The organism is Novosphingobium sp. ZN18A2 (assembly GCF_036784765.1).
GTDB lineage: Bacteria > Pseudomonadota > Alphaproteobacteria > Sphingomonadales > Sphingomonadaceae > Novosphingobium.
In genome coordinates, this window is sequence record NZ_CP136651.1 from 2,930,358 (window position 1) to 2,949,440 (window position 19,083).

At 63.8% G+C, this 19,083-nt stretch carries 19 protein-coding genes; 6 read left to right on the plus strand and 13 right to left on the minus strand.

Features of this window, described 5'->3' with window-relative positions; genetic code table 11:
* Positions 1 to 117: 117 nt before the first annotated feature.
* The 4 genes from RXV95_RS13995 to RXV95_RS14010 all read left to right on the plus strand — a co-directional run bounded on the left by RXV95_RS13995 (position 118) and on the right by RXV95_RS14010 (position 3,235).
* Positions 118 to 1,047 (plus strand): SDR family NAD(P)-dependent oxidoreductase, encoded by a 930-nt coding sequence (locus RXV95_RS13995; RefSeq protein WP_338466644.1) that lies wholly within the window; start codon positions 118 to 120, stop codon positions 1,045 to 1,047.
* Positions 1,048 to 1,051: 4 nt separating this feature from the next.
* Positions 1,052 to 1,519, plus strand: a complete 468-nt coding sequence (locus RXV95_RS14000; RefSeq protein ID WP_338466645.1) for a nuclear transport factor 2 family protein — start codon at positions 1,052 to 1,054, stop codon at positions 1,517 to 1,519.
* Complete coding sequence (locus tag RXV95_RS14005) at positions 1,516 to 2,418, plus strand: SDR family NAD(P)-dependent oxidoreductase (RefSeq protein WP_338466646.1); 903 nt, start codon at positions 1,516 to 1,518, stop codon at positions 2,416 to 2,418. The genes RXV95_RS14000 and RXV95_RS14005 overlap by 4 nt, the downstream gene beginning before the upstream one ends.
* A gap of 193 nt (positions 2,419 to 2,611) precedes the next feature.
* Positions 2,612 to 3,235 carry a DedA family protein gene (locus RXV95_RS14010; protein WP_338466647.1) on the plus strand — a complete coding sequence of 208 codons (624 nt, stop codon included), beginning with the start codon at positions 2,612 to 2,614 and terminating at the stop codon, positions 3,233 to 3,235.
* 3 nt (positions 3,236 to 3,238) lie between these two features.
* Here the strand turns inward: RXV95_RS14010 and RXV95_RS14015 are convergent, their stop codons facing one another.
* The 3 genes from RXV95_RS14015 to RXV95_RS14025 all read right to left on the minus strand — a co-directional run bounded on the left by RXV95_RS14015 (position 3,239) and on the right by RXV95_RS14025 (position 6,263).
* The gene (locus tag RXV95_RS14015; RefSeq protein ID WP_338466648.1) at positions 3,239 to 3,913 is read right to left on the minus strand and encodes an alpha/beta hydrolase; all 675 of its coding nucleotides are present in this window, start codon (positions 3,911 to 3,913) and stop codon (positions 3,239 to 3,241) included.
* The gene (locus RXV95_RS14020) at positions 3,910 to 4,788 is read right to left on the minus strand and encodes a methylenetetrahydrofolate reductase (RefSeq protein WP_338466649.1); all 879 of its coding nucleotides are present in this window, start codon (positions 4,786 to 4,788) and stop codon (positions 3,910 to 3,912) included. The genes RXV95_RS14015 and RXV95_RS14020 overlap by 4 nt, the downstream gene beginning before the upstream one ends.
* Positions 4,789 to 4,862: 74 nt before the next feature.
* Positions 4,863 to 6,263: an aminomethyl transferase family protein gene (locus RXV95_RS14025; RefSeq protein ID WP_338466650.1), complete on the minus strand. Its 1,401-nt coding sequence runs from the start codon at positions 6,261 to 6,263 to the stop codon at positions 4,863 to 4,865.
* Between the two features lie 124 nt (positions 6,264 to 6,387).
* On the opposite strand from RXV95_RS14025, the gene purU reads away from it, so the two are divergent.
* Together purU and RXV95_RS14035 are read left to right on the plus strand one after the other, a co-directional pair.
* On the plus strand, positions 6,388 to 7,242 hold the full coding sequence (gene purU, locus RXV95_RS14030; protein ID WP_338466651.1) for a formyltetrahydrofolate deformylase: 855 nt from the start codon (positions 6,388 to 6,390) through the stop codon (positions 7,240 to 7,242).
* A 102-nt stretch (positions 7,243 to 7,344) separates the two neighbouring features.
* Entirely contained in the window at positions 7,345 to 7,746 is a 402-nt protein-coding gene (locus tag RXV95_RS14035; protein ID WP_338466652.1) for a VOC family protein, read from the plus strand.
* 9 nt (positions 7,747 to 7,755) lie between these two features.
* On the opposite strand, the gene RXV95_RS14040 is transcribed toward RXV95_RS14035, so the two are convergent.
* The 10 genes from RXV95_RS14040 to RXV95_RS14085 form a co-directional block, all read right to left on the minus strand.
* Positions 7,756 to 8,655, minus strand: a complete 900-nt coding sequence (locus RXV95_RS14040) for a TauD/TfdA family dioxygenase (RefSeq protein WP_338466653.1) — start codon at positions 8,653 to 8,655, stop codon at positions 7,756 to 7,758.
* Positions 8,656 to 8,684: 29 nt separating this feature from the next.
* Positions 8,685 to 9,425, minus strand: a complete 741-nt coding sequence (locus RXV95_RS14045; RefSeq protein ID WP_338466654.1) for an alpha/beta hydrolase — start codon at positions 9,423 to 9,425, stop codon at positions 8,685 to 8,687.
* Complete coding sequence (locus RXV95_RS14050; protein WP_338466655.1) at positions 9,407 to 10,294, minus strand: tetrahydrofolate dehydrogenase/cyclohydrolase catalytic domain-containing protein; 888 nt, start codon at positions 10,292 to 10,294, stop codon at positions 9,407 to 9,409. The genes RXV95_RS14045 and RXV95_RS14050 overlap by 19 nt, the downstream gene beginning before the upstream one ends.
* Positions 10,294 to 11,067, minus strand: coding sequence for a glutathione S-transferase family protein (locus RXV95_RS14055; RefSeq protein WP_338466656.1), 774 nt, complete (start codon positions 11,065 to 11,067; stop codon positions 10,294 to 10,296). The genes RXV95_RS14050 and RXV95_RS14055 overlap by 1 nt, the downstream gene beginning before the upstream one ends.
* Positions 11,068 to 11,089: 22 nt before the next feature.
* Positions 11,090 to 11,836, minus strand: coding sequence for an SDR family NAD(P)-dependent oxidoreductase (locus RXV95_RS14060; RefSeq protein WP_338466657.1), 747 nt, complete (start codon positions 11,834 to 11,836; stop codon positions 11,090 to 11,092).
* Between the two features lie 29 nt (positions 11,837 to 11,865).
* Positions 11,866 to 12,738: an amidohydrolase family protein gene (locus RXV95_RS14065; RefSeq protein WP_338466658.1), complete on the minus strand. Its 873-nt coding sequence runs from the start codon at positions 12,736 to 12,738 to the stop codon at positions 11,866 to 11,868.
* A gap of 102 nt (positions 12,739 to 12,840) precedes the next feature.
* Positions 12,841 to 14,346: an aldehyde dehydrogenase family protein gene (locus RXV95_RS14070; protein WP_338466659.1), complete on the minus strand. Its 1,506-nt coding sequence runs from the start codon at positions 14,344 to 14,346 to the stop codon at positions 12,841 to 12,843.
* Positions 14,347 to 14,540: 194 nt separating this feature from the next.
* Positions 14,541 to 16,673, minus strand: a complete 2,133-nt coding sequence (locus RXV95_RS14075; protein ID WP_338466660.1) for a PQQ-dependent dehydrogenase, methanol/ethanol family — start codon at positions 16,671 to 16,673, stop codon at positions 14,541 to 14,543.
* 49 nt (positions 16,674 to 16,722) lie between these two features.
* Positions 16,723 to 18,288, minus strand: coding sequence for an AMP-binding protein (locus tag RXV95_RS14080; RefSeq protein ID WP_338466661.1), 1,566 nt, complete (start codon positions 18,286 to 18,288; stop codon positions 16,723 to 16,725).
* Between the two features lie 12 nt (positions 18,289 to 18,300).
* The gene (locus RXV95_RS14085) at positions 18,301 to 19,083 is read right to left on the minus strand and encodes a glutathione S-transferase family protein (protein WP_338466662.1); all 783 of its coding nucleotides are present in this window, start codon (positions 19,081 to 19,083) and stop codon (positions 18,301 to 18,303) included.

Below are 19,083 nucleotides of genomic sequence, written 5' to 3' on the forward strand. Positions count from 1 at the left end.
CCGCCCCTTGGCAATCGTCGTCAGATTGTTAGTCTTGCATACAAATTCGCTCTGGTGAATAGACTATCGGCAAATGGCCACGGTGCACCGTCCCGATCGAGGGACAGTGCGCGGCAAATGGAGAGGAATATGCAGGATCTTGGCGGAAAAACAGCGTTCGTAACGGGCGGCGCAAGCGGAATCGGACTGGGAATCGCCAAGGCGCTTCTGGGTCAGGGCATGAACGTGGTGATCGCGGATATTCGCGACGACCACCTCGATTCGGCACGGGCCGAGCTTGACGGCGGAGACAAGGTTCTGCCGATCCGGCTTGACGTGACCGACCGCGAAGCCTTTGCCGCGGCGGCGGACAAGGCAGAGGAAACCTTCGGCAAGATCCACATCCTGGTGAACAACGCGGGCGTCGCCGTTGTCGGCCCGACCGAGATGGCGACTTTCGCCGACTGGGACTGGGTGATGGGCGTGAACGTGGGCGGCACGGTGAACGGCATCGTCACCATGTTGCCGCGCCTCCTGTCGCACGGCGAAGGCGGTCACATCGTGTGCACCGCATCGATGTCTGCTCTGGTGCCCGTGGGCGGCACGACGATCTATTCGTCCACCAAGGCGGCCGTCACCAGCATGATGGAATGCATGCGCCCCGAACTGGAGGCGCGCGGCGTGATCTGTTCGGCCTTCTGCCCCGGCGCGGTGCAATCGAACATCGCCGACGCGGGCAAGACGCGCCCGGCCGAACTGGCCGAAACCGGCTATGCCGAAGCGGACAAGCGCCGGCAGGACGGCGGCAACTTCTTCCACCTCTACCAGACCAAGGAAGAAGTGGGCGAACGCGTGCTGCGCGGCATCCTGGATGACGAGCTTTACATCCTTACGCACAGCGAATTCCTGGAGGGCGTACGCGAGCGTGGTGAGGCGACGACGCTGGCGGTGCAGGACCACCTTCCGGAAAACCCGGAATACAAGGAAACCTTCGCCATGCTGTTCCGCAACCCCGCGATCACCGAAGAGATCGCGCGGCAGAAACGCCTGAAGGCGGAGCGGGGCTGATCCGATGCCAACCTACGCCGAGGACCGCGCGGAGATAGAGGACCTGATGGCCCGCTATCTCTTCGCGCTCGACTGGGGAGACGGCGATGCCTACGCCGCCTGTTTCACCGAGGACGGCGGGATAGACTGGGCGCGGGAGACGACCGTCGGGCGCCCTGCCCTTGCCGCGATGTGCAACGGCTTTGCAGCGGCAATGGAAAACATAATGGGCAAGGGCGTGCCGCACCGGCATTTCCTTTCGCACGTCGCCGTCACGGTGAACGGCGACGAAGCGCAAGCCCGCGCCGCGTGGTTCGAGGCCGCCCGGCGCGACGACGGCTTCGGCAAGGCAAGTTTCGGACATTACGAAGACCACCTGGTGCGCGTGGACGGCCGCTGGCTGTTCCGCCGCCGCAAGATTTACAACGAGTTCCTTCCCGGCCGCAGCGCCGGACAAGCGAACCCGGCAATGGAAGAGGGAATGAAGCGATGATCGATTTCGCAGGACGCACCGCGTTCGTCACCGGCGGCGCCAACGGCGTGGGCATCGGCCTTGTGCGCGCCTTGCTGGCGCAGGGCTGCAAGGTGGCAATCGCCGATATTCGCGAGGACCATATCGAACGCGCACTGAAGACGCTGGACAACCAGGAAGCGATGGGCGTGAAGGTCAACGTGGCCGACCGCGAGGACATGGCCCGCGCGGCGGACGAAGTGGAAGCGAAGTTCGGCCCGGTCACGCTGCTGTTCAACAACGCGGGCGTGAACCTGTTCCAGCCGATCGAGGAATCGAGCTGGTCCGACTGGGACTGGCTGATGGGTGTAAACCTGCACGGCCCGATCAACGGCTGCATGACCTTCGCCCCGCGCATGATCGAACACGGCAAGGGCGGCTATATCGTCAACACCGCGTCGATGGCGGGCTGGCTGGCAAGCGGTTCGCCCGGCATCTACAACACCACCAAGTTCGCGGTTCGCGGGCTTTCGGAAAGCCTGCGCTATTCGCTGGCGCCCAAGGGCATCGGCGTATCGTGCGTCTGTCCGGGGCTGGTGAAGAGCCTGATCTACGCCAGCGACGACATCCGCCCCAAGGAACTGATGGACGGGGCGAAGCCGGTGAACACCGAAGGGGTGAAGCAGCTTGCCGGGATGCACGAAGTGGGCATGGAGCCGGACGTGATCGCCGAACGCATCCTGCAGGGCATGCGCGAGAACCAAGCCTATATCTTCCCGATGCCCGACCACAAGGAAGAACTGGCCGAATACTTCCAGGAAGTGCTGGGCGACTATCGCGACTATCCGCAAGATCCCGGTTACGACGAGCGGGTCAAGATCGAATCCTTCCGCCGCGAACGCTACAAGGAAGCGCGCGAGGCGGCCCGCAACGCGATCTGATACCACAGCGCGATGAGCTTGACTCATCGGGCTTTGGTTAAGCCGGTGTGGCGCTTGAACATTTCCAAGGCGTGATGCGTCAGCATCTTAGCGCCTTGGTATGACGCGTCGACCGCGTTCAGTCTGATAAAGGTGCCGGCGGTAGGCTTGCCGCCGGCATCTTTTTCGGGACCGGCCCGGACCAGTTCAGGGCGTGCGCGCCGGAGCCTGTTGTGGCATGTTGGCGCGGCGACCAATGGCCCTGACCCTTTCCGCCTTCGTCCATCAATTCGGCGCGCTCGGCATTGGGCTGGGTGCGGGGCTGGAAGGCGAAACGGCAGTTGTGATTGGCGGGATCGTTGCGCGGCATGGTGCGGTCAGCCCCCTGGCCGCCTTCACCGCCGCCTGGCTCGGCTCGATGATCGCGGATCAGGCATTCTTCCTTCTCGGCCGCTGGCGGCGCGACGGGGCCTGGGTGCACAAGATCATGGCGCGGCCCGGCTTTCACAGAGCGATCGACTTTGTCGAGCGAAACCCCAAGACGTTCTGCATCGTCTTTCGTTTTCTTTACGGGCTGCGCACCGTCGGGCCGGTCACCATCGGTCTGTCACGCATTCCGGCTTCGCTGTTTTTCGCGCTGAATGTCCTTTCAGCGGCGGTCTGGGCCGCGACCTTCACCTTCGTCGGCTATCACTTCGGGCAGGCGTTCGAACTGGCGCTGGGCCGCGCGCTGACGCCGTTGCACGTCATCGCGCTGGCTGCGGCAGCCATTGCCGTCGCGTTACTGGCGAAGTGGCGGCATCGCCGCCGCGAAGGCGGACAAGCGCCGGAATCCTGAAAGTCAGTTGCCCATGCAACCGAGCAGGATTTGCAGCACCTGTTCCGGCTGGTCGCCCATCACGTCGTGGCTGGCGTCAGCCTCGTGGTATTCCCACGCCGGGTCGCCCTTCACCCGGTCGCGAAAGCGGGTGAACGGCGTTGGCTGCCAACCGGCGGCGAAGACATAGATCCGCCGCTTCACCTTGGCCTCTTCACCGGAGAAGCGCACCGCCTCGATCAGGGTCAGCAACGGGTGCCGTCCCAGCCGCGGGTTGTCGAGGCCGGGCAGCGGAGCGACAAGGCCCGGCGTGAACTTCTGGCTGTCTATATAATGGTTGTGCTCGAATTCGCCGACCGTGTCCCACAGCGACTGGCCGTCTTCGGGCAGGAACGCGTCTAGATAGACCAGCGCATCGATGCGCGCGCCAAGCTTTCCGGCAACGCCGGTGACGACCATCCCGCCATAGGAATGGCCGACCAGCACGAAGCGGCTGAACCCGGCGTGGGCGATCTGGTGGCAGACATCGTCGATATGCCTGGTCAGCGTTATCGCGGGATTGAGTTCCGTCGCGTGCGCGCCCAGCCCTGTCAGCTGCGCGACGACAACGCGATGACCGGCGTGGCGCAGGTCCGCTGCCAGCCGGTCAAACGTCCAGCCCCCGCCCCATGCGCCGTGGACGAGGACGTAATCTGTCATGCAGCGCCATGCCTCTTTTCGTAGTCGTGAATCCACTCAAGCGTCTTGGTCATGCCGCCGAACGGATAGAAGTGCAAGCGCACGCGGCCGTGTTCGGACCCAAGGCCGTTGGCGAAGGCATCGACCAGCTTGTCCGGCCCCGCGCTGCCCAGCAGATTGGTGACCGAAATGCCGTATTTCTTCAGGACCGACGTCGATGCACCCACGCCGCAACGCGCGGCATAGGCAAGCAGGCGCTTGATGCCGGCCGGACCGGGCACACCGATGCGCACCGGACAATCGACACCGCGCGCGCGCAGTTCCTTCAGCCATGCCAGGAACGCGTCGGGATCGAACCCGAACTGGGTTACGATCAGCGGCGCCATGCCACGGCGTTCGATTTCGGCGACCTTCTTTTCCAGAACGTCCCAGCATTCGTCGACCGTCATGTTGGGGTGCCCTTCCGGGTGCCCGCCAATGCCGATCGCCTGCACGCCCGCACGTTCGAACGCGCCGGTGGCGATCAGCGCCGAGGTATCCGAATAGGGGCCTTGCGGTTCCGGCGGGTCGCCCGCGACGATAAAGCAGCGCTTCACCCCCGCCTGCTCCACCACGGCCTTGAGGTAGCCTTCGAAGTCGTCGGTCGAAAGGATGCGGCGCGCGGAAAAGTGCGGCATCGGCTCGAAGCCCAGTTCGCGCACCGCAACCGTGGCGGCGACGCGCGCTTCCACGTCCTCGCCGGGCAGGAACGTGATCGCGATCGGGGTATCGGCGGGAATAAGCGGCGCGGCTTCGCGCAGCTTGGGTTCGTCCTTCGCGGTCATCTCCAGGCTGAAGCCGTCGGTGATGATATCCGGCGTCTTGTCCCAGTTGGGATGGATTTGCGGTGTGGCCATGGCCCTCCCCCTCAAGAATAGCGTCGCCGCCCGGCCGCGCTTGGCGCGGTCCGGGCGGCAAGCGATTGCGTGGCTCAGCCTTCGCTGCGCCAGCCGGTGTGATACGATTCGCGGGCAACGCGGCTGTAGGGGACCGGCGAAACGATCGCGCGGACCTCTATCTGCTTGTGCGGCTCGACGGTCGTCTTGCGGGTGCCGCCGTTCTCTTCGCCCCACACAACGCGCAGCTCGGTTCCCTCGGGGATTTCCGGATCGACCGTTGCGAGGCTGAGCGCCTGCTTTTCGTTGTACGAATAACCGGTGAACATCGAGAAGCCGACGGTCTTGCCGTTGGCATCCACCACCCGGTCATAGTTCGACGAGGCATAGTTCGCCAGCGGCGTATCGAAGAACTTGTACTGCTCGCCATCGGGGTTGAACAGCGACGACATGATCTTGCTCATGTCCTCGGGGTTCCAGGCCAGTGTCACCTTCTTGCGCTGCTTGGCGGGATCGAGCTTCTCCAGCGCCTCGCGGCCGTGGAAATCGTGGTCGAACTTCACGAAGAAGCCGTAACCCAGTTCCCAGGGGTTGAGGTAATAGTCCTCGATATTGTCCGAAACGAACGAACCGCCGATCGAGCCGGTCGCTTCATAGCTGTCGGCACCAAGCCATTCGCGGAAGCCCTTCAGCTTGTCGCCGGTGTAGATGGCCGGCAGCGGCGAGGGGATCCAGCCCGATTCGAGGGTGTTCGACGGGTATGCGCGGCTGCCGCACGGGATCAGGCCGAATTCCTTGCCCGCTTCCAGGATCGCGTGGCGGATTTCTTCCTGCTCTTCATACGGACCCCAGATTTCAAGGCCCGGCGCGCCCGACATGCCGTGGCGCAGCGTGCGCACCTCGCGGCCGGCGATGTTCATGGTGCTCATGTTGAAGAACTTGAGCTTTTCGAGCGGGCCGCCATGCAGCTTCTCGATCACGTTCCAGGCCTGCGGACCCTGGATCTGGAAGCGCCATTCCTTGCGCTTGGCCGGCTTGCCCATGAGGCGCATCGGCGAACGGTCGTCCAGCTCGATCTCGCAGTCATAGCCGCCGGTTTCGCCGTGATAGCGCAGCCAGTTGCTGGCCGGGGCGCGGCCGACATAGGTGAAGCTTTCTTCCTCTTCCCAGAAGATGATGCCGTCACCGATCACGTGGCCGTAAGGCGTGGTGGGGACGTACTGCTTCGCCTTGTTGACCGTCCAGCCCTTGGGGCTGTTGATCATCGTGTCGGTCAGCAGCTTCAGCGCGTCTTTGCCGCGGATGTAGAGGTTGACCATGTGGTGCGACTGATCGAACAGCACCGCGCTGTGCTGCCAGGCCCACTGTTCGGAGCGCCAGTTGGAAAATTCGGGCGCGACGACCGGATAGACATAGGCGCCGAGTTGCGAGTTGCGCAGCATCTCGACGGTGTTGCCACTCGCCTGAAGGACCTGTTCGAGGTTGGTTGCAGCCATTTTTACTCTCCCGCTGGATTTGGCCGGTTGAAATTTGTATGTAGCACATACAATATTGCACCAGATTCGCAATCGGAAATCGCGCATCGATGTGGGCGCGTTTCACGAACGGGAGAGGAAAAAGATGTCTGCACCGCTTATCCTGACCATTTCCTGCGCCGATACGCCGGGCATTGTCGCCCGCGTTTCGGGGTTCCTGGCCGATGCCGGCACCAACGTTCTGGAAGCGCAGCAATTCGATGACCTCGAATCGGGCCGCTTCTTCATGCGCGTCGTTTTCGATCCCGATAGCCACAGCGTTGATTCGCTGAAGAAGGGATTCGCCGATGTTGCGCAGCAATTCGCGATGGAATGGCACCTTCGCGACACCTCGCAGAAGCGCAAGGTCATCCTCATGGTGTCGAAGTTCGATCACTGCCTGGGCGACCTTCTCTATCGCATGAAGATCGGCGAACTGCCGATGGAGGTGGTCGGCGTGATCTGCAACCACCCGCGCGAAGTGCTGACCACGTCGCTGATCGGCGACATCCCCTTCCACCACCTGCCGATCACCAAGGACACCAAGCCGCAGCAGGAAGCGCAGGTAAAGAAAATCGTCGAGGAAACCGGCGCCGAGCTGGTCGTGCTGGCGCGCTATATGCAGATTCTGTCGGACGACATGGCCAAGTTCCTGTCGGGCCGCTGCATCAACATCCACCACTCGTTCCTGCCCAGCTTCAAGGGCGCGAAGCCCTATCACCAGGCGCATGCGCGCGGCGTGAAGATGATCGGCGCGACCGGCCACTATGTGACCGCGGACCTTGATGAAGGGCCGATCATCCACCAGGACGTGGAATCGATCACCCACGCGGATACGCCCGAAGACCTTGTCCGCAAGGGCCGCGACATCGAACGCCGCGTGCTGGCCGAAGCGGTGCGCCTGCACTTGCAGGATCGCGCGCTGCTCAACGGCGGGAAGACCGTGGTATTCAAGAGCTGACGATCAACCGATTCGGTTTGTCCCGGACCCGTCGAAAGGCGCAGCCCAGCCGCAGCTTTCGACGGGTCCGCGATGAATGCGGGGATTGCAAGGAGAGGGAACATGCAGGTCAACGCGCTCGATCACGTCAACATCATCACGGACAACCTCAACGGCACGGCGGAATTCTACAAGGAATTCCTCGGGCTTGAGCGGCGTGACGCCCCTGCCCCGCTGACCCCGCAGAATGCACAGTGGATGTTCGACAAGGGCGGCAAGGCCATCCTGCACATCAACTCCGTCGATTGCCCGCGCGCCTTCGACCGGGACGTTCATCCGGGCGACCTGACCGGGGCGGTGCACCACGTTGCGCTGAACTGCACCGGATACGACGAGATGATACGGCGGATCGAGGATCGCGATCTCGACTATCAGGTGAACCACATCGCTGCGGTCGGCCTTCGCCAGATCTTCGTCGCCGATCCCAACAACGTGCTGCTTGAGCTCAATTTCTTCGGCGATTGAACGCGGCGGTCAAACCGGCCGCGCGCCCGCCATCGTGGTGCGATACATCTCGCGCCGGAACCCGTCGTAATCGTTCGCGGCAAGATGCAGCGCGGCGCGGTTGTCCCACATCGCGATCATGCCGGGCCGCCAGCGCAAACGGCATGTGAAGGCGTGCTGGGTGATATGGCGAGTCAGGAAATCAAGCAGCGGGCGGCTCTCTTCCCAGGTCATCCCTTCAATCCCGACCGCGTAAACCTCGTCCACGTAAAGCGCCAGTTCGCCTGTAACGGGATGCGTGCGCACCAGCGGATGGAAGTTGCCCTGGAACGCGGCATTGCGGCGTTCGTCGGTGGCGAAGGCCATGGGCTTTCCGCTCACCTTTTCCTGCGTCGCGGCGTTGGCGGCTGCCGACATGTGCACTTTCAGCGGGCGCAGCATGTCCTGCATCGCGGGGCTTAGCATGCGATAGGCAAGCGCGCTGTTGGCCCACACCGTGTCCCCGCCATAGGGCGGCACCTCGACCGAGCGCAGGATGGTGACAGAGGGCGGCTCGTCCAGGAACGGGCTGTCCGTATGCCAACCGCTTCCGAACAGCGCCTTGCTGGAATGATCGGCTTCCTTGATCAGCGGATGGACATTGCGGTGCCCTTCCACGCCCTGCGTATAGGCATCCACCGCGAAGTCCCCGAAACGCGCGCTGAACGCCTCGTGGTCGGCATGGGTGATGGTCTGGTCGGCAAAAACGATCATCTTGTGCCGCCACAGGGCGTCCTGCACTTCGGCGAAGGCGGCATCGGTAAGGTCGGCGATCTGCGATCCGACCACTTGCGCCCCCATCGCCGCCGCAATCGGTTCGACGCGGATGTGCCGGTATGCGCGCGCCGAATTGTCGAACCTGCCGTGCGGGCTCAGCCTTACCTCGAACATCGCGCTTTCTCCCATGCCGTGCGGCAAACTTATGCCTTTGGAACCGCCCCTTCCAGCGCATTCGCCAGTTCGACCGGCTTCGAAAGATAGGGGCTGTGATCCGCCTCCAGCGTGACGACGTTCGCACCCGGCGACATGGCCTGCATCTTGCGCTGGCTATCGATAGGGATCGTGCGGTCCAGCGTGCATTCCACATATGTGCGCGCGAGCGAGCCCCAGCGTTCGGGCGTAAGGTGCAGCTTCTGCGAGCGCGGGCCGTGCGGTTCCGCCACAAGGCGCGGCAGCGCGGCGGCGACCAGTTCGGGCGGAGAGACTTGCGCGAAGACCGGCGCGGCGCGCGCGGGATCGACCACCGTGCCCGCCCCGCCGGCAACTTTCGAGATGATGGCGTCGAAATCGGGGTTCGGGCCTTCAAGTTGCTTGAACTCCGCCCGGCTCATCCCGTCGGGCAGCATCATCGCGCAGACATAGACCAGCGCATCCATCGCATCCGGCGCCATTTCCGCCGCCGTGCTGACCACCAGCCCGCCGCGGCTGTGCCCGGCCAGAACCACAGGGCCGACATTCGCCGCGCGCATCTCGCGGCATTGCTGCGCAGCAAATTCACCCCAGGAATCAAGCGTGACCGCGGCGAGTTCTTCCGCCGAACCGCCCATGCCGGGGAGGTCCGGCGCAACAACGGTGTGACCGCGCGCGCGCAGGATTTCGGCGACGGGATCGAAACACCAGCCGCCGTGCCACGACCCGTGGATCAGGACAAAACCGGCCATTCGTTTTCCTTCGCTTCCTTGCGCATCTTCGCCGCGGTGAGCGTGTTTTCCATCAGGCAGGCGATGGTCATGGGTCCAACCCCGCCCGGAACCGGCGTGATCGCACCGGCGACCTTCACGGCCTCGTCGAAATCGACATCGCCCTTCAGCGTGTAACCGCTGCCGTCTGCCTTGGGCACGCGCGTGGTGCCGACGTCTATCACCACCGCGCGCGGCTTGATCCAGTCCGCATTCACCAGCCCCGGCTTGCCCACCGCCGAAACGATGATGTCCGCACCGCGGCAAACGAACTTCGTATCGCGCGTGTGGATATGGCACTGGGTGACGGTGGCATGCTCTTCCAGCAGCAGCGCCGCCATCGGCTTGCCAACGATGTTGGAACTGCCGATCACCACCGCGTGGCTTCCGGTAAGGTCGGGAATGACCGACTTGATGATCTTCATGCAGCCCAGCGGCGTGCACGGGATCAGCCCGCCCGATCCTTGCGTCAGCCGCCCGGCGTTGAGCGCATGCAGCCCGTCGACGTCCTTCGCGGGATCGACCGCCGCCATCACGCGCAAAGTGTTGATATCGGCGGGAAGCGGAAGCTGGACAAGGATGCCGTCGATCTCGTCGCGCGCGTTCAGCTTCGCCACTTCTTCCAGCACGCGCGCTTCGCCGCAGTCGGCGGGAAGCTGGATCTTTTCAGTCAGGAATCCCAGTTCCTCCGCGCGCTTCACCTTGGTGCGCACATAGACGTGGCTCGCCGGATCGTCGCCCGCGATGATCACGGCAAGGCCCGGCGGCCGGTCCAGCATTTTCGCGCCTTCGGCCACTTCGGCCAGAACCTGCCGCGCCAGCGCGCGCCCGTCGATAATGTCGGCCTGCATCAGCGATCTCCCGACCAGGTGCGCAGGCCCGGCGCGGTGCGATCCTCGCTTTTCAGGGCTTCGGCCACGGCGGGCCGCGCCGTCACCCGCTCACGCCAGTCGACGAGGCGCGGGAAGCGATTTGCCACGTCCATTTCAGGGAACATGCGTTCCACCATCATGCCGCAGTGCGCATAGAAGTTGATGTCCGCCAGCGTATAGGCATCGCCCGCCAGCCACGCGGTTTCGCCAAGCTGCTTTTCGACCTTGGCCAGCGCGTATTCGATCTTTTCCTTCGCGTTCGCCAGATCGGCTTCGGAAAAGCCCGAACGCGCGGTCATCCACTTCTTGCGCTGGTCGGGCAGCGGAACGTGGCTCATCAGTTCCTCGAAATCGCCGCTGTCGATGTTGCGCGCGATCACGCCGACCAGCCGGTGCCAGCCGTGCATCGAGACGTGGTTCATCACATGCTCGTCCACGAACTTGTTCCAGTACCGCATCCGCGCCGCGCCCACCGGGTCTTTCGGGCGAAGCGGGCCGCTTTCGGGCTGCCGGTCGGGGAAAACGTCTTCCAGGTATTCATTGATTACCGTGGTGTGCGTGATGATCGTGCCGTCATGGTCGAGCACCGGCACCTGCCCTTCGGGGTTGATCGCCACGAACCAGTCCGAATGCTGTTCGAACTTGTGCAGGTCGACATAGACGCTTTCGTAGGCAAGACCCTTTTCCTTCAGCGGCACCATCGACTTGAGCGAGTTCGCCAGCGGTTCGGCGTGATAGTATTTAAGCGCCATCGCGCCTGTCCCTCCTGTTCGTTCAGACCTCAAGCGTGCCCAGCACGCCGCCATCCACCGCAAGCGCCTGGCCGGTTACGTGGCTGGCGGCGTCGGACAGCAGGAACGCGGCCACTTCGGCCAGTTCCCGCGATTTGCCGGTGCGGCGCTGGGGCACACGCGCGGCCATTGTTTCCCATGCGTCGGGCGGCAAAGCGTCGAGCATCGGCGTTTCGATAAATCCGGGAATCACGCAATTGCAGCGCACGCCTTGTGGCCCGCCTTCCAGCGCCACGGCGCGCGAAAGGCCCAGCACCGCGTGCTTGCTGGCGACATAGCCGACATTGTTCGCCATGCCGCGTTCTGACGCGAGGCTGCCCGTCACAAGGATCGCGCCCTTGCCGCGCGCCGCCATCTGCGGGAGCACGTGGGCAATCGCCCAGAACGGCCCCTTGAGGTTTACCGCCATCACCGCGTCGAAAACCTCGTCCGGATATTCCGAGACGGGCGCGAAGCTGCCGCCCGTGCCGGCGTTGAGGAACAGCCCGTCGACAGGCCCGTTCACCGCAACCGCTTCATCCAGCGCGGCGATCAGTTGCGCCTTGTTTCCCGCGTCGGCGGCAACCCATGCGGCCCGCCCCCCCAGTTCCTCGCACGCCGCCGCAAGTTTGCCCGCGCTGCGCGCGATCAGCGTTACCTTGCCACCGGCGGCGTGGACGCGGTCGGCGGTGGCACGACCGATTCCGGTCGATGCGCCTGTGATGACCACGTGGCGATCGGCGAAGTCCATTGTTGCTGCCCCTTGTCCTTCAGGGGCCGTCAGGCCAGTCCCAGGACGCGCGCGGCGTTGTCCTTCATGATGCCGGGCATGATCTCGTCCTTGAAGCCCACGTTCTTTGCCGCATCGATCCACTTCTTGGGATGGATCAGCGGGAAGTCGGAACCGAACATCATCTTCTTCTTCAACTGCGTGTTGGCGTACTGGATGATCTGCGGCGCGAAATACTTGGGCGACCAGCCCGACAGGTCGATGAACACGTTGTCCTTGTGCAGCGCCATCGACAGGCTTTCATCCACCCACGGCCAAGACGGGTGGGCAAGGATGATCTTCATGTCGGGGAAATCCACCGCCACGTCGTCCACCAGCATCGGCTGCCCGTATTTCAGGCGCATCCCGCCGCCGCCGCGCATTCCGGTGCCCATGCCCGAATGGCCGGTGTGGAAGATCGCGGGCAGCTTGTATTCGTTGATCACTTCATAGATCGGATAACCGACCTGGTCCGCCGGGTGCACGTTCTGCGCGATACCGTGGAACTTGAAGCCCTTGACGCCGTAGTTCTCGACAAGGTCGCGTGCCTCGCGCGCGCCATACTTGCCCTTGTGCGGATCGATAGAGGCGAAGGGGATGCAGATGTCGTCGTTCTTCGCGGCGAATTCCGCGATTTCATAGTTCGACACGCGCTTGGCGCCCATGCCGCATTCGGCATCGACCGTGAACAGGCAGAAGGCGATCTTCTGTTCGCGATAGATTTCCGCGATCTCGGGCATCTTGGGACGTTCGCGCGGCGCCTTGAAATAGGCGCTGGCCGCATCGAAGAACTTGCCCATCACCGGGTCTTCCGGATCGTGGCAAGACACTTCGGCATGGACGTGGACGTCGATCGCCTCGATTTCGTTGAGGTTGATGGGCATGGGATTGCTCCGGATAATAGGGTCGTCATTCCCGCGCAGGCGGGAATCCAGTTCGATTTACCGGCTGGATTCCCGGCCTGGCGGGAATGACGAATGCACGGTTTACAGCTGGACGATGACCGTCTTGGTTTCCATGTAGGCTTCGACGCCCTGGCGGCCCTGTTCGCGGCCCAGGCCCGATTCCTTGTAACCACCGAATGGCAGCGCCGTGTCGATCATTGCGTGGCAGTTGCCCCAGACAGTGCCCGCCTTGATCTTGCCGGCCAACTTGTGAAGCGTGGACACGTCCTTGGTCCACACGCCCGCGCCCAGGCCATAACAGGTGTTGTTCGCCTCCTTGGCCACTTCGTCCAGGTCGTCAAAACGCTGGGCGACGACGACCGGGCCAAAGATTTCCTCGCGAACCACGCTCATCTGCGGGTTCACGTCGGCAAGGATGGTGGGGTTGACGTAATAGCCTTCGGGGCTGTCGCCGCCCATCACCACGCTGGCGCCATCGCGCTTGCCCGCCTCGATATAGCCCATCACGCGGTCGTGCTGTTCCTTGGAAACCAGCGGACCCATGTGCGCTTCGGGATCGAGCGAGGGGCGCGGCGCCCAGAACGGCGCGGTTTCGGCCATGCCTTCCAGAACCTGGTCGAACACAGACTTGTGCGCATAAAGGCGCGAACCGGCAACGCAGACCTGGCCCGAGTTGAAGAAGATCGCGCCCGCAACGCCCGGCGCGGTGGCCGCAACGTCGACATCGGGCATGACCACCACCGGGCTCTTGCCGCCCAGTTCCAGCGTCACGCGCTTCAGGCTTTCGGTGGCGTTCCTGTTGATCAGCTTGCCGATCTCGGTCGAACCGGTGAAGGCCACCTTGTCCACTTCCGGATGCTTGACCATACGGTCGCCCGCGGTGTGGCCGTTGCCGGTGATCACGTTGACCACGCCCGCCGGGAAACCGGCCTCCGCGATCAGGTCCGCCAGGCGCAGCGCGGTAAGGCTGGTCTGCTCAGCCGGCTTCAGCACGGTGGTGCAGCCCGCAGCCAGCGCCGGGGCGATCTTCAGGCAGGCCATCAGCAGCGGGAAGTTCCACGGCACGATCTGCGCGCACACGCCCACCGGCTCCTTGCGCGTATAACCGAACACGGCGCCTTCGGGCATCGTGTAGGGCTGGATCACCTCGCCGTTCACCTTGCTGGCCCAGCCGGCCATGAAGCGGATGTGGCTGGCCGCGCCCGGAACGTCGACCGCGCCCGCCATCGTCTTGGGCTTGCCGTTGTCGATCGCTTCCAGTTCGGCCAGTTCGTCGGCATTCGCCTCGATCAGGTCGGCAAGACGGATCATGATGCGTTCGCGCGCCATCGGCGGAAGGCCCGACCAGCGTCCATCGTCGAACGCGGCACGCGCGGCCATGACCGCGCGATCCACGTCACGGTCCGACGCGTCGACGACCTTGCCGATGATCTTGCCGGTCGAAGGGTCTTCCACGTCGATGGTCGCGCCGTGCGAACTGTCGACCCATTCGTTATTGATGAACAGTTGCGGCTTCCGCGCGAGGAAAGCCTTGGCAGCAGCCGAATATTCGGGCTGCACGCGGGAAATGGTCGCCATGTCGTTCATGTCCGGGTCCTCTCCAGGTGTCGTTGACGTAGCATCGAGAATAGCGAAATTCGTTCGTGTTGCATACAAATTTATGCAGCGAAAGACAGGTCGCGCAGCGCGTCGCGGTTAACCTGCCCCCCTTGCTTCGGCTTGCGTGCTTCGGTTCTGTTCGCGCGGGGGCCGTCCGGTCCCCGCGCGCTTGCCTACTAACCTTACTTGTCGCCCAGGGCCTTGTCCTCGTTGGCCCGCTTGATGACATAGAGGCGGATATCGTCGACATCCTTTTCGTTCAGCGCGGACTTGAACGAAACCATGCCGTTTTCGTGAAGCTGGCCGTCGATGACGATGGCCTTCATCACGTCAAGCGATCCGATGGCGCCCGAGTGGCGAAGGTCGGGGTTAAGCCCGCCCGCCACCGCCGCGTCTCCGTGGCAGACCGAACAGTACCGGCCATAGAGCTGCGCACCCCTGGCGATCTGTTCGGGCGTGCCGGTCGAAGGCGGCGGGTCGAGCACACGCTTCGCTTCGGGCGGCGGCGCGGGCAGCTTGCCGTCCGCTCCCAATTTGAACACCAGCAGGCGGCTGATGTTGCGTTCTCCGCCCGACTTGTCGGCCAGCACGCCGGTGGCGATATCCCAAACGCCGCCCCAGCCGACCATGATCGCAACGTATTGCTGGCCGTCGATCGAATAAGTCATCGGTGCCGCGATGATCCCCGTCTGCGACGGGAACGACCACAGCTTCTTGCCGGTATCGGCGGTATAGGCGACGAAATCGCCCGCGGCGTTGCCCTGGAACACCAGGTTGCCCGCCGTCGCCAGCGTGCCGCCGTTCCACGGGCCGACCTGTTCGACCTTCCAGGCCGGCGCCTGCTTTACCGGGTCCCACGCCAGCAGCGTGCCGGTGGTCGCCTTGGCCGCCGCCTCGCGCGCGGACTTGTTGGCCGGCATCGCGACAAGCGCGCTGTCTTGCGCGGTCTGGAACCCGATGTCCGAAGGCTTCCAGTCCTGTGCCGGGGCATAGGGGAAAGCCGCGTTGTTCACCGGGATATAGACATAGCCGGTCTTCGGGCTGAAACTCATCGGCTGCCAGCTATGCGCGCCGCCCGCGCCGGGCACGCCGATGAAGGGCTTTCCGGTCTTTTCGTACTTCGCATCGGGCGCGATCTTCGCGCTGCCCGTTTCCGGGTCGATGCCCGTCGTCCAGTTCTGCGGTACGAAGCCCTTGGCCGAAATCAGCTTTCCGGTCTTCGCGTCGATCACATAGAAAAAGCCGTTCTTCGGCGCGTGCATCAGCACGCGACGTTCCTGCCCGTCTATGTTCAGCGTGGCGACCGTGATCGGCGCGTCGCTGTCGAAGTCCCAGCGGTCTTCGGGCGTTTCCTGATAGTGCCACTGGTACTTGCCGGTATCGGCGTTCACCGCGACGATCGACGAGGTATAGAGGCTGTCCCCGTCGCGCCCGTTGGCGCCGGGGTTCCACGGCTCGGCATTGCCGGTGCCGAAATAGACCATGTTGAGATCGGGATCGTAAACGATCGAATCCCACACGGTGCCGCCACCGCCGTATTTCCACCAGTTGGAGTTGCCCCAGGTCTTCGCGGCGGCCTGCATGGCCTTGGCGTTGACGCCTTCCTTGTCGAAACCGTCCGCCGGGTTGCCCGGCACGGTGTGGAAGGTCCACACGGTCTTGCCGGTCTGCGCGTCATAGGCCGAGACATAGCCGCGCGCATTGTATTCCGCGCCGCCGGACCCGATCACCACCATGCCCTTCACGATGCGCGGGGCGCCGGTGATCGAATAGTTTTTCTGGTCGGGCACCACGACGCGCGACCACACTTCCTTGCCGGTCTTCTGGTCGAGCGCGACGAGCCGCCCGTCGAGCGTGCCGACATAGACCTTGTCGCCATAAAGCGCGACGCCGCGATTCACCGCGTCGCAGCAGGCGCGAACCAGCGTGTCGCGCGGCACCTTGGGATCATAGGCCCACAGCTTCTTGCCGGTCTTCGCATCGAAGGCGAGCACCTTCGACCACGCGGTGCTGGTATAAAGCACGCCGTCATGCATCAGCGGCGTGGCTTCCTGCCCGCGCGCGGTATCGAGATCGGAATACCAGGCAAGGCCCAGCTTGCCGACGGTCTGGTCGTTGATCTGGGCGAGCTTGGAATAGCGCTGCTCGTCATAGCCCTTGCCATAACTGAGCCATTCGCCGGTTTCGGCCGCCGCGATCATCGCATCGGTGACACCGTCCTTCGCCAGCGTCACGCCGGACTTGCCGCCACCGGGCATATTGCATGCGGCCAGTGGAAGCAGCGCTGCGATGAGCGCGATATTCTTCATTCGCATCAGATCAGTAACCTCTCCGTCGGCAGTCCGGCCAATGCCGATCCCGCCCCTAGTTGACCATCCGCGCGTTTTCGCCCCAGTACTTGGTGCGAAGCGCCTTCTTGTCCATCTTGCCAGCCGCCGTGCGCGGAATCGAGTCAAGAAATTCGACGGACTTGGGCGCCTTCACGCCGCCCAGCCGCGCCTTTGCATGGGCGATGATTTCCTCTGCGGTGATGCCGTCAGCAACCACGGCGGCGTGGACCTGTTCGCCCCACTTTTCATGCGGAATTCCGAACACCGCGGCTTCGCGCACTTGCGGCAGTTCCGTAACGGCGGCCTCCACTTCGGCGGTGAAGACGTTGAAGCCGCCCGAAACGACCATGTCCTTCTTGCGGTCGACGATATAAAGGTATCCGTCCTTGTCGAACTTGCCGACGTCGCCCGTGTGGTGCCAGCCGAACTTGCGGATCTCGGCCGTCTCTTCGGGCTTTTCGAAATACGAATCGGTCACCAGCGCGCCGCGCACGCAGATCTCGCCCGCTTCGCCCAGCGGCACCTGGTTGCCGTCGTCATCCAGCAGCGCGACCTTGATCGAGCGGGTCGGCTTGCCGCAGGCCGCGAGCTTTTCCGGCGCTTCGTAGGCGAACTTCGCCACGTCCTCTGGCGGGAACCACGCCACGATCATCGGACATTCGACCTGGCCATAGGACTGGCACATGGCGGGGCCGAAGGTTTCGACCGCCTGGCGCAGCTTTTCCGGCGAACAGGGCGAGCCGACGAGGATGAAGATCTTCAGCGACGAATAATCGTGATCCCCGATCTCCGGAGAGGCCAGCAACTGGTACAGCGCCGTGGGCGGCAGGTACATGTGCGTGACCTTGTATTCCTCGATCGTCGTCAGCACGCGCTCTGCATCGAAGCCGGGCAGGATCACCTGCGTCGCGCCCAGCGAAAGCGTGGACAGCGCGATCGGCCCCGCCGCGTGCGTGATCGGCGCGGAAACGAGCGCGACGGGGGAATCGGTGCGTCCGCCCATCGCGTCCGCCGCGGTTTCGATCATCGTCCCCCAGCCGAGGTTCGTCACGTTCGCCCCCTTCGAAGGGCCGGTCGTGCCGCCGGTGGGGAAGATGCCGACAAGGTCGGACAGGTTGCCGAAGGCGTCGATTTCTGGCTCGACGAAATCCGCCGACGTTACGCCGGCCATGAACTCCTCAAGGCTGGGATCGTCGCCCATGCGCCTGTCGAGGCAGATGAAGTGCTGCATCACCGGGCAGAGCTTCTTGAGCTGCTCCACCTCGTCGACCTTCGACGAATGATAGACCAGCCACTTGCAACGCACGTAGTTGATGTAACCCGCGTTGGCGTCGATCGCGTTGCGTGTGTTGACCGGAATCCACTTGCCGTTGGCGCGCCACATGGCGAGCAGCACGACCAGCAACATCCCGTCGTTCGGACCATAAAGGCCCAGCAGGTCCTGGTTTTCGAAGCCGTGCTTCTGCATCGCGGCGGCGATGCGTTCGGACAGGTCTTTCACTTCCGCGAACGTGAGCTTCAGCCCGGTTTCGGTGTCGATTACGGCCAGCCGCTGCGGATCGCGGTCATGGCCCCGGTCGAAATAGTCGATGGCACGCATGGCTTGTCTTCCTTAGCCCCAACGGTTGATTTCAGGCCCCGGCGCCCAGCTGGCTTCGGGGGTTGCGGTTGTCGCGCGGGCCAGCGCGGCCTGCACGGACGGGCGCGCCTTCACGCGGTCCATCCAGGCGGCGGCACGGTCCTTCCCGGCAAAGGCTTCGGGCACGACTTCGGCCATGCCCGACAGCCAGCCATAGGTTTCGAAATCGGCGATGGTCAGGTCGCCCATCAGCCATTCGCGCCCGTCGGCCAGTTGCTCGTCCACCATGTTCACCGCGTCGGTTACCTTGGTCACGCTGTCCGCCGTTGGCACGTCGGGGAAGTCCCCCGCGCGGACCGATGCCCACCGCGCGCGCAGATCATCGCTGGCGATGTTGGCGGTGAGCGCTGCGAACGCCGCATCGTCCATCGCGGCCAGCGCATCGTGCGCACTCGCCTTGCAACCCAGGAACGCCGCGGCGGGCGCGGCGCGCTCTGTAATGCGGCGGCACCACATCATCATCTGCCAGTGGGCATAGGCGTCGCTGGGCTGGAGCGTGTTCGCGCCGCTTTCATCGAGGTACTGGGCGATGAACACGCTTTCGGTCATCGCTTCGCCGTCAATCACCAGCACCGGGCCTTCGCCTTCCACGCCCATGTCGCGCGCGACCGGCTCTGTCACTTGCGCAAGAGTGTGGCGCTCTCCTTTAAGAAGGTCGATTGCCTTGCATTCGACATTCAGCCCGCTTTCGCCCAGCGCAGCCAGCACCGCAAGCGAGGGGCCGTTGGGTTCGCCGTGATAGAGAATGGTGCTCAT

Excerpts from the sequence above, each read along its gene's own strand:
- RXV95_RS13995 (WP_338466644.1), top strand. The coding sequence starts at position 118 with ATGGAGAGGAATATGCAGGATCTTGGCGGAAAAACAGCGTTCGTAACG.
- RXV95_RS14000 (WP_338466645.1), top strand. The coding sequence starts at position 1,052 with ATGCCAACCTACGCCGAGGACCGCGCGGAGATAGAGGACCTGATGGCC.
- RXV95_RS14005 (WP_338466646.1), top strand. The coding sequence starts at position 1,516 with ATGATCGATTTCGCAGGACGCACCGCGTTCGTCACCGGCGGCGCCAAC.
- RXV95_RS14015 (WP_338466648.1), bottom strand. The coding sequence starts at position 3,913 with ATGACAGATTACGTCCTCGTCCACGGCGCATGGGGCGGGGGCTGGACG.
- RXV95_RS14020 (WP_338466649.1), bottom strand. The coding sequence starts at position 4,788 with ATGGCCACACCGCAAATCCATCCCAACTGGGACAAGACGCCGGATATC.
- RXV95_RS14025 (WP_338466650.1), bottom strand. The coding sequence starts at position 6,263 with ATGGCTGCAACCAACCTCGAACAGGTCCTTCAGGCGAGTGGCAACACC.
- purU (WP_338466651.1), top strand. The coding sequence starts at position 6,388 with ATGTCTGCACCGCTTATCCTGACCATTTCCTGCGCCGATACGCCGGGC.
- RXV95_RS14035 (WP_338466652.1), top strand. The coding sequence starts at position 7,345 with ATGCAGGTCAACGCGCTCGATCACGTCAACATCATCACGGACAACCTC.
- RXV95_RS14040 (WP_338466653.1), bottom strand. The coding sequence starts at position 8,655 with ATGTTCGAGGTAAGGCTGAGCCCGCACGGCAGGTTCGACAATTCGGCG.
- RXV95_RS14045 (WP_338466654.1), bottom strand. The coding sequence starts at position 9,425 with ATGGCCGGTTTTGTCCTGATCCACGGGTCGTGGCACGGCGGCTGGTGT.
- RXV95_RS14050 (WP_338466655.1), bottom strand. The coding sequence starts at position 10,294 with ATGCAGGCCGACATTATCGACGGGCGCGCGCTGGCGCGGCAGGTTCTG.
- RXV95_RS14055 (WP_338466656.1), bottom strand. The coding sequence starts at position 11,067 with ATGGCGCTTAAATACTATCACGCCGAACCGCTGGCGAACTCGCTCAAG.
- RXV95_RS14060 (WP_338466657.1), bottom strand. The coding sequence starts at position 11,836 with ATGGACTTCGCCGATCGCCACGTGGTCATCACAGGCGCATCGACCGGA.
- RXV95_RS14065 (WP_338466658.1), bottom strand. The coding sequence starts at position 12,738 with ATGCCCATCAACCTCAACGAAATCGAGGCGATCGACGTCCACGTCCAT.
- RXV95_RS14070 (WP_338466659.1), bottom strand. The coding sequence starts at position 14,346 with ATGAACGACATGGCGACCATTTCCCGCGTGCAGCCCGAATATTCGGCT.
- RXV95_RS14075 (WP_338466660.1), bottom strand. The coding sequence starts at position 16,673 with ATGCGAATGAAGAATATCGCGCTCATCGCAGCGCTGCTTCCACTGGCC.
- RXV95_RS14080 (WP_338466661.1), bottom strand. The coding sequence starts at position 18,288 with ATGCGTGCCATCGACTATTTCGACCGGGGCCATGACCGCGATCCGCAG.
- RXV95_RS14085 (WP_338466662.1), bottom strand. The coding sequence starts at position 19,083 with ATGAGCACCATTCTCTATCACGGCGAACCCAACGGCCCCTCGCTTGCG.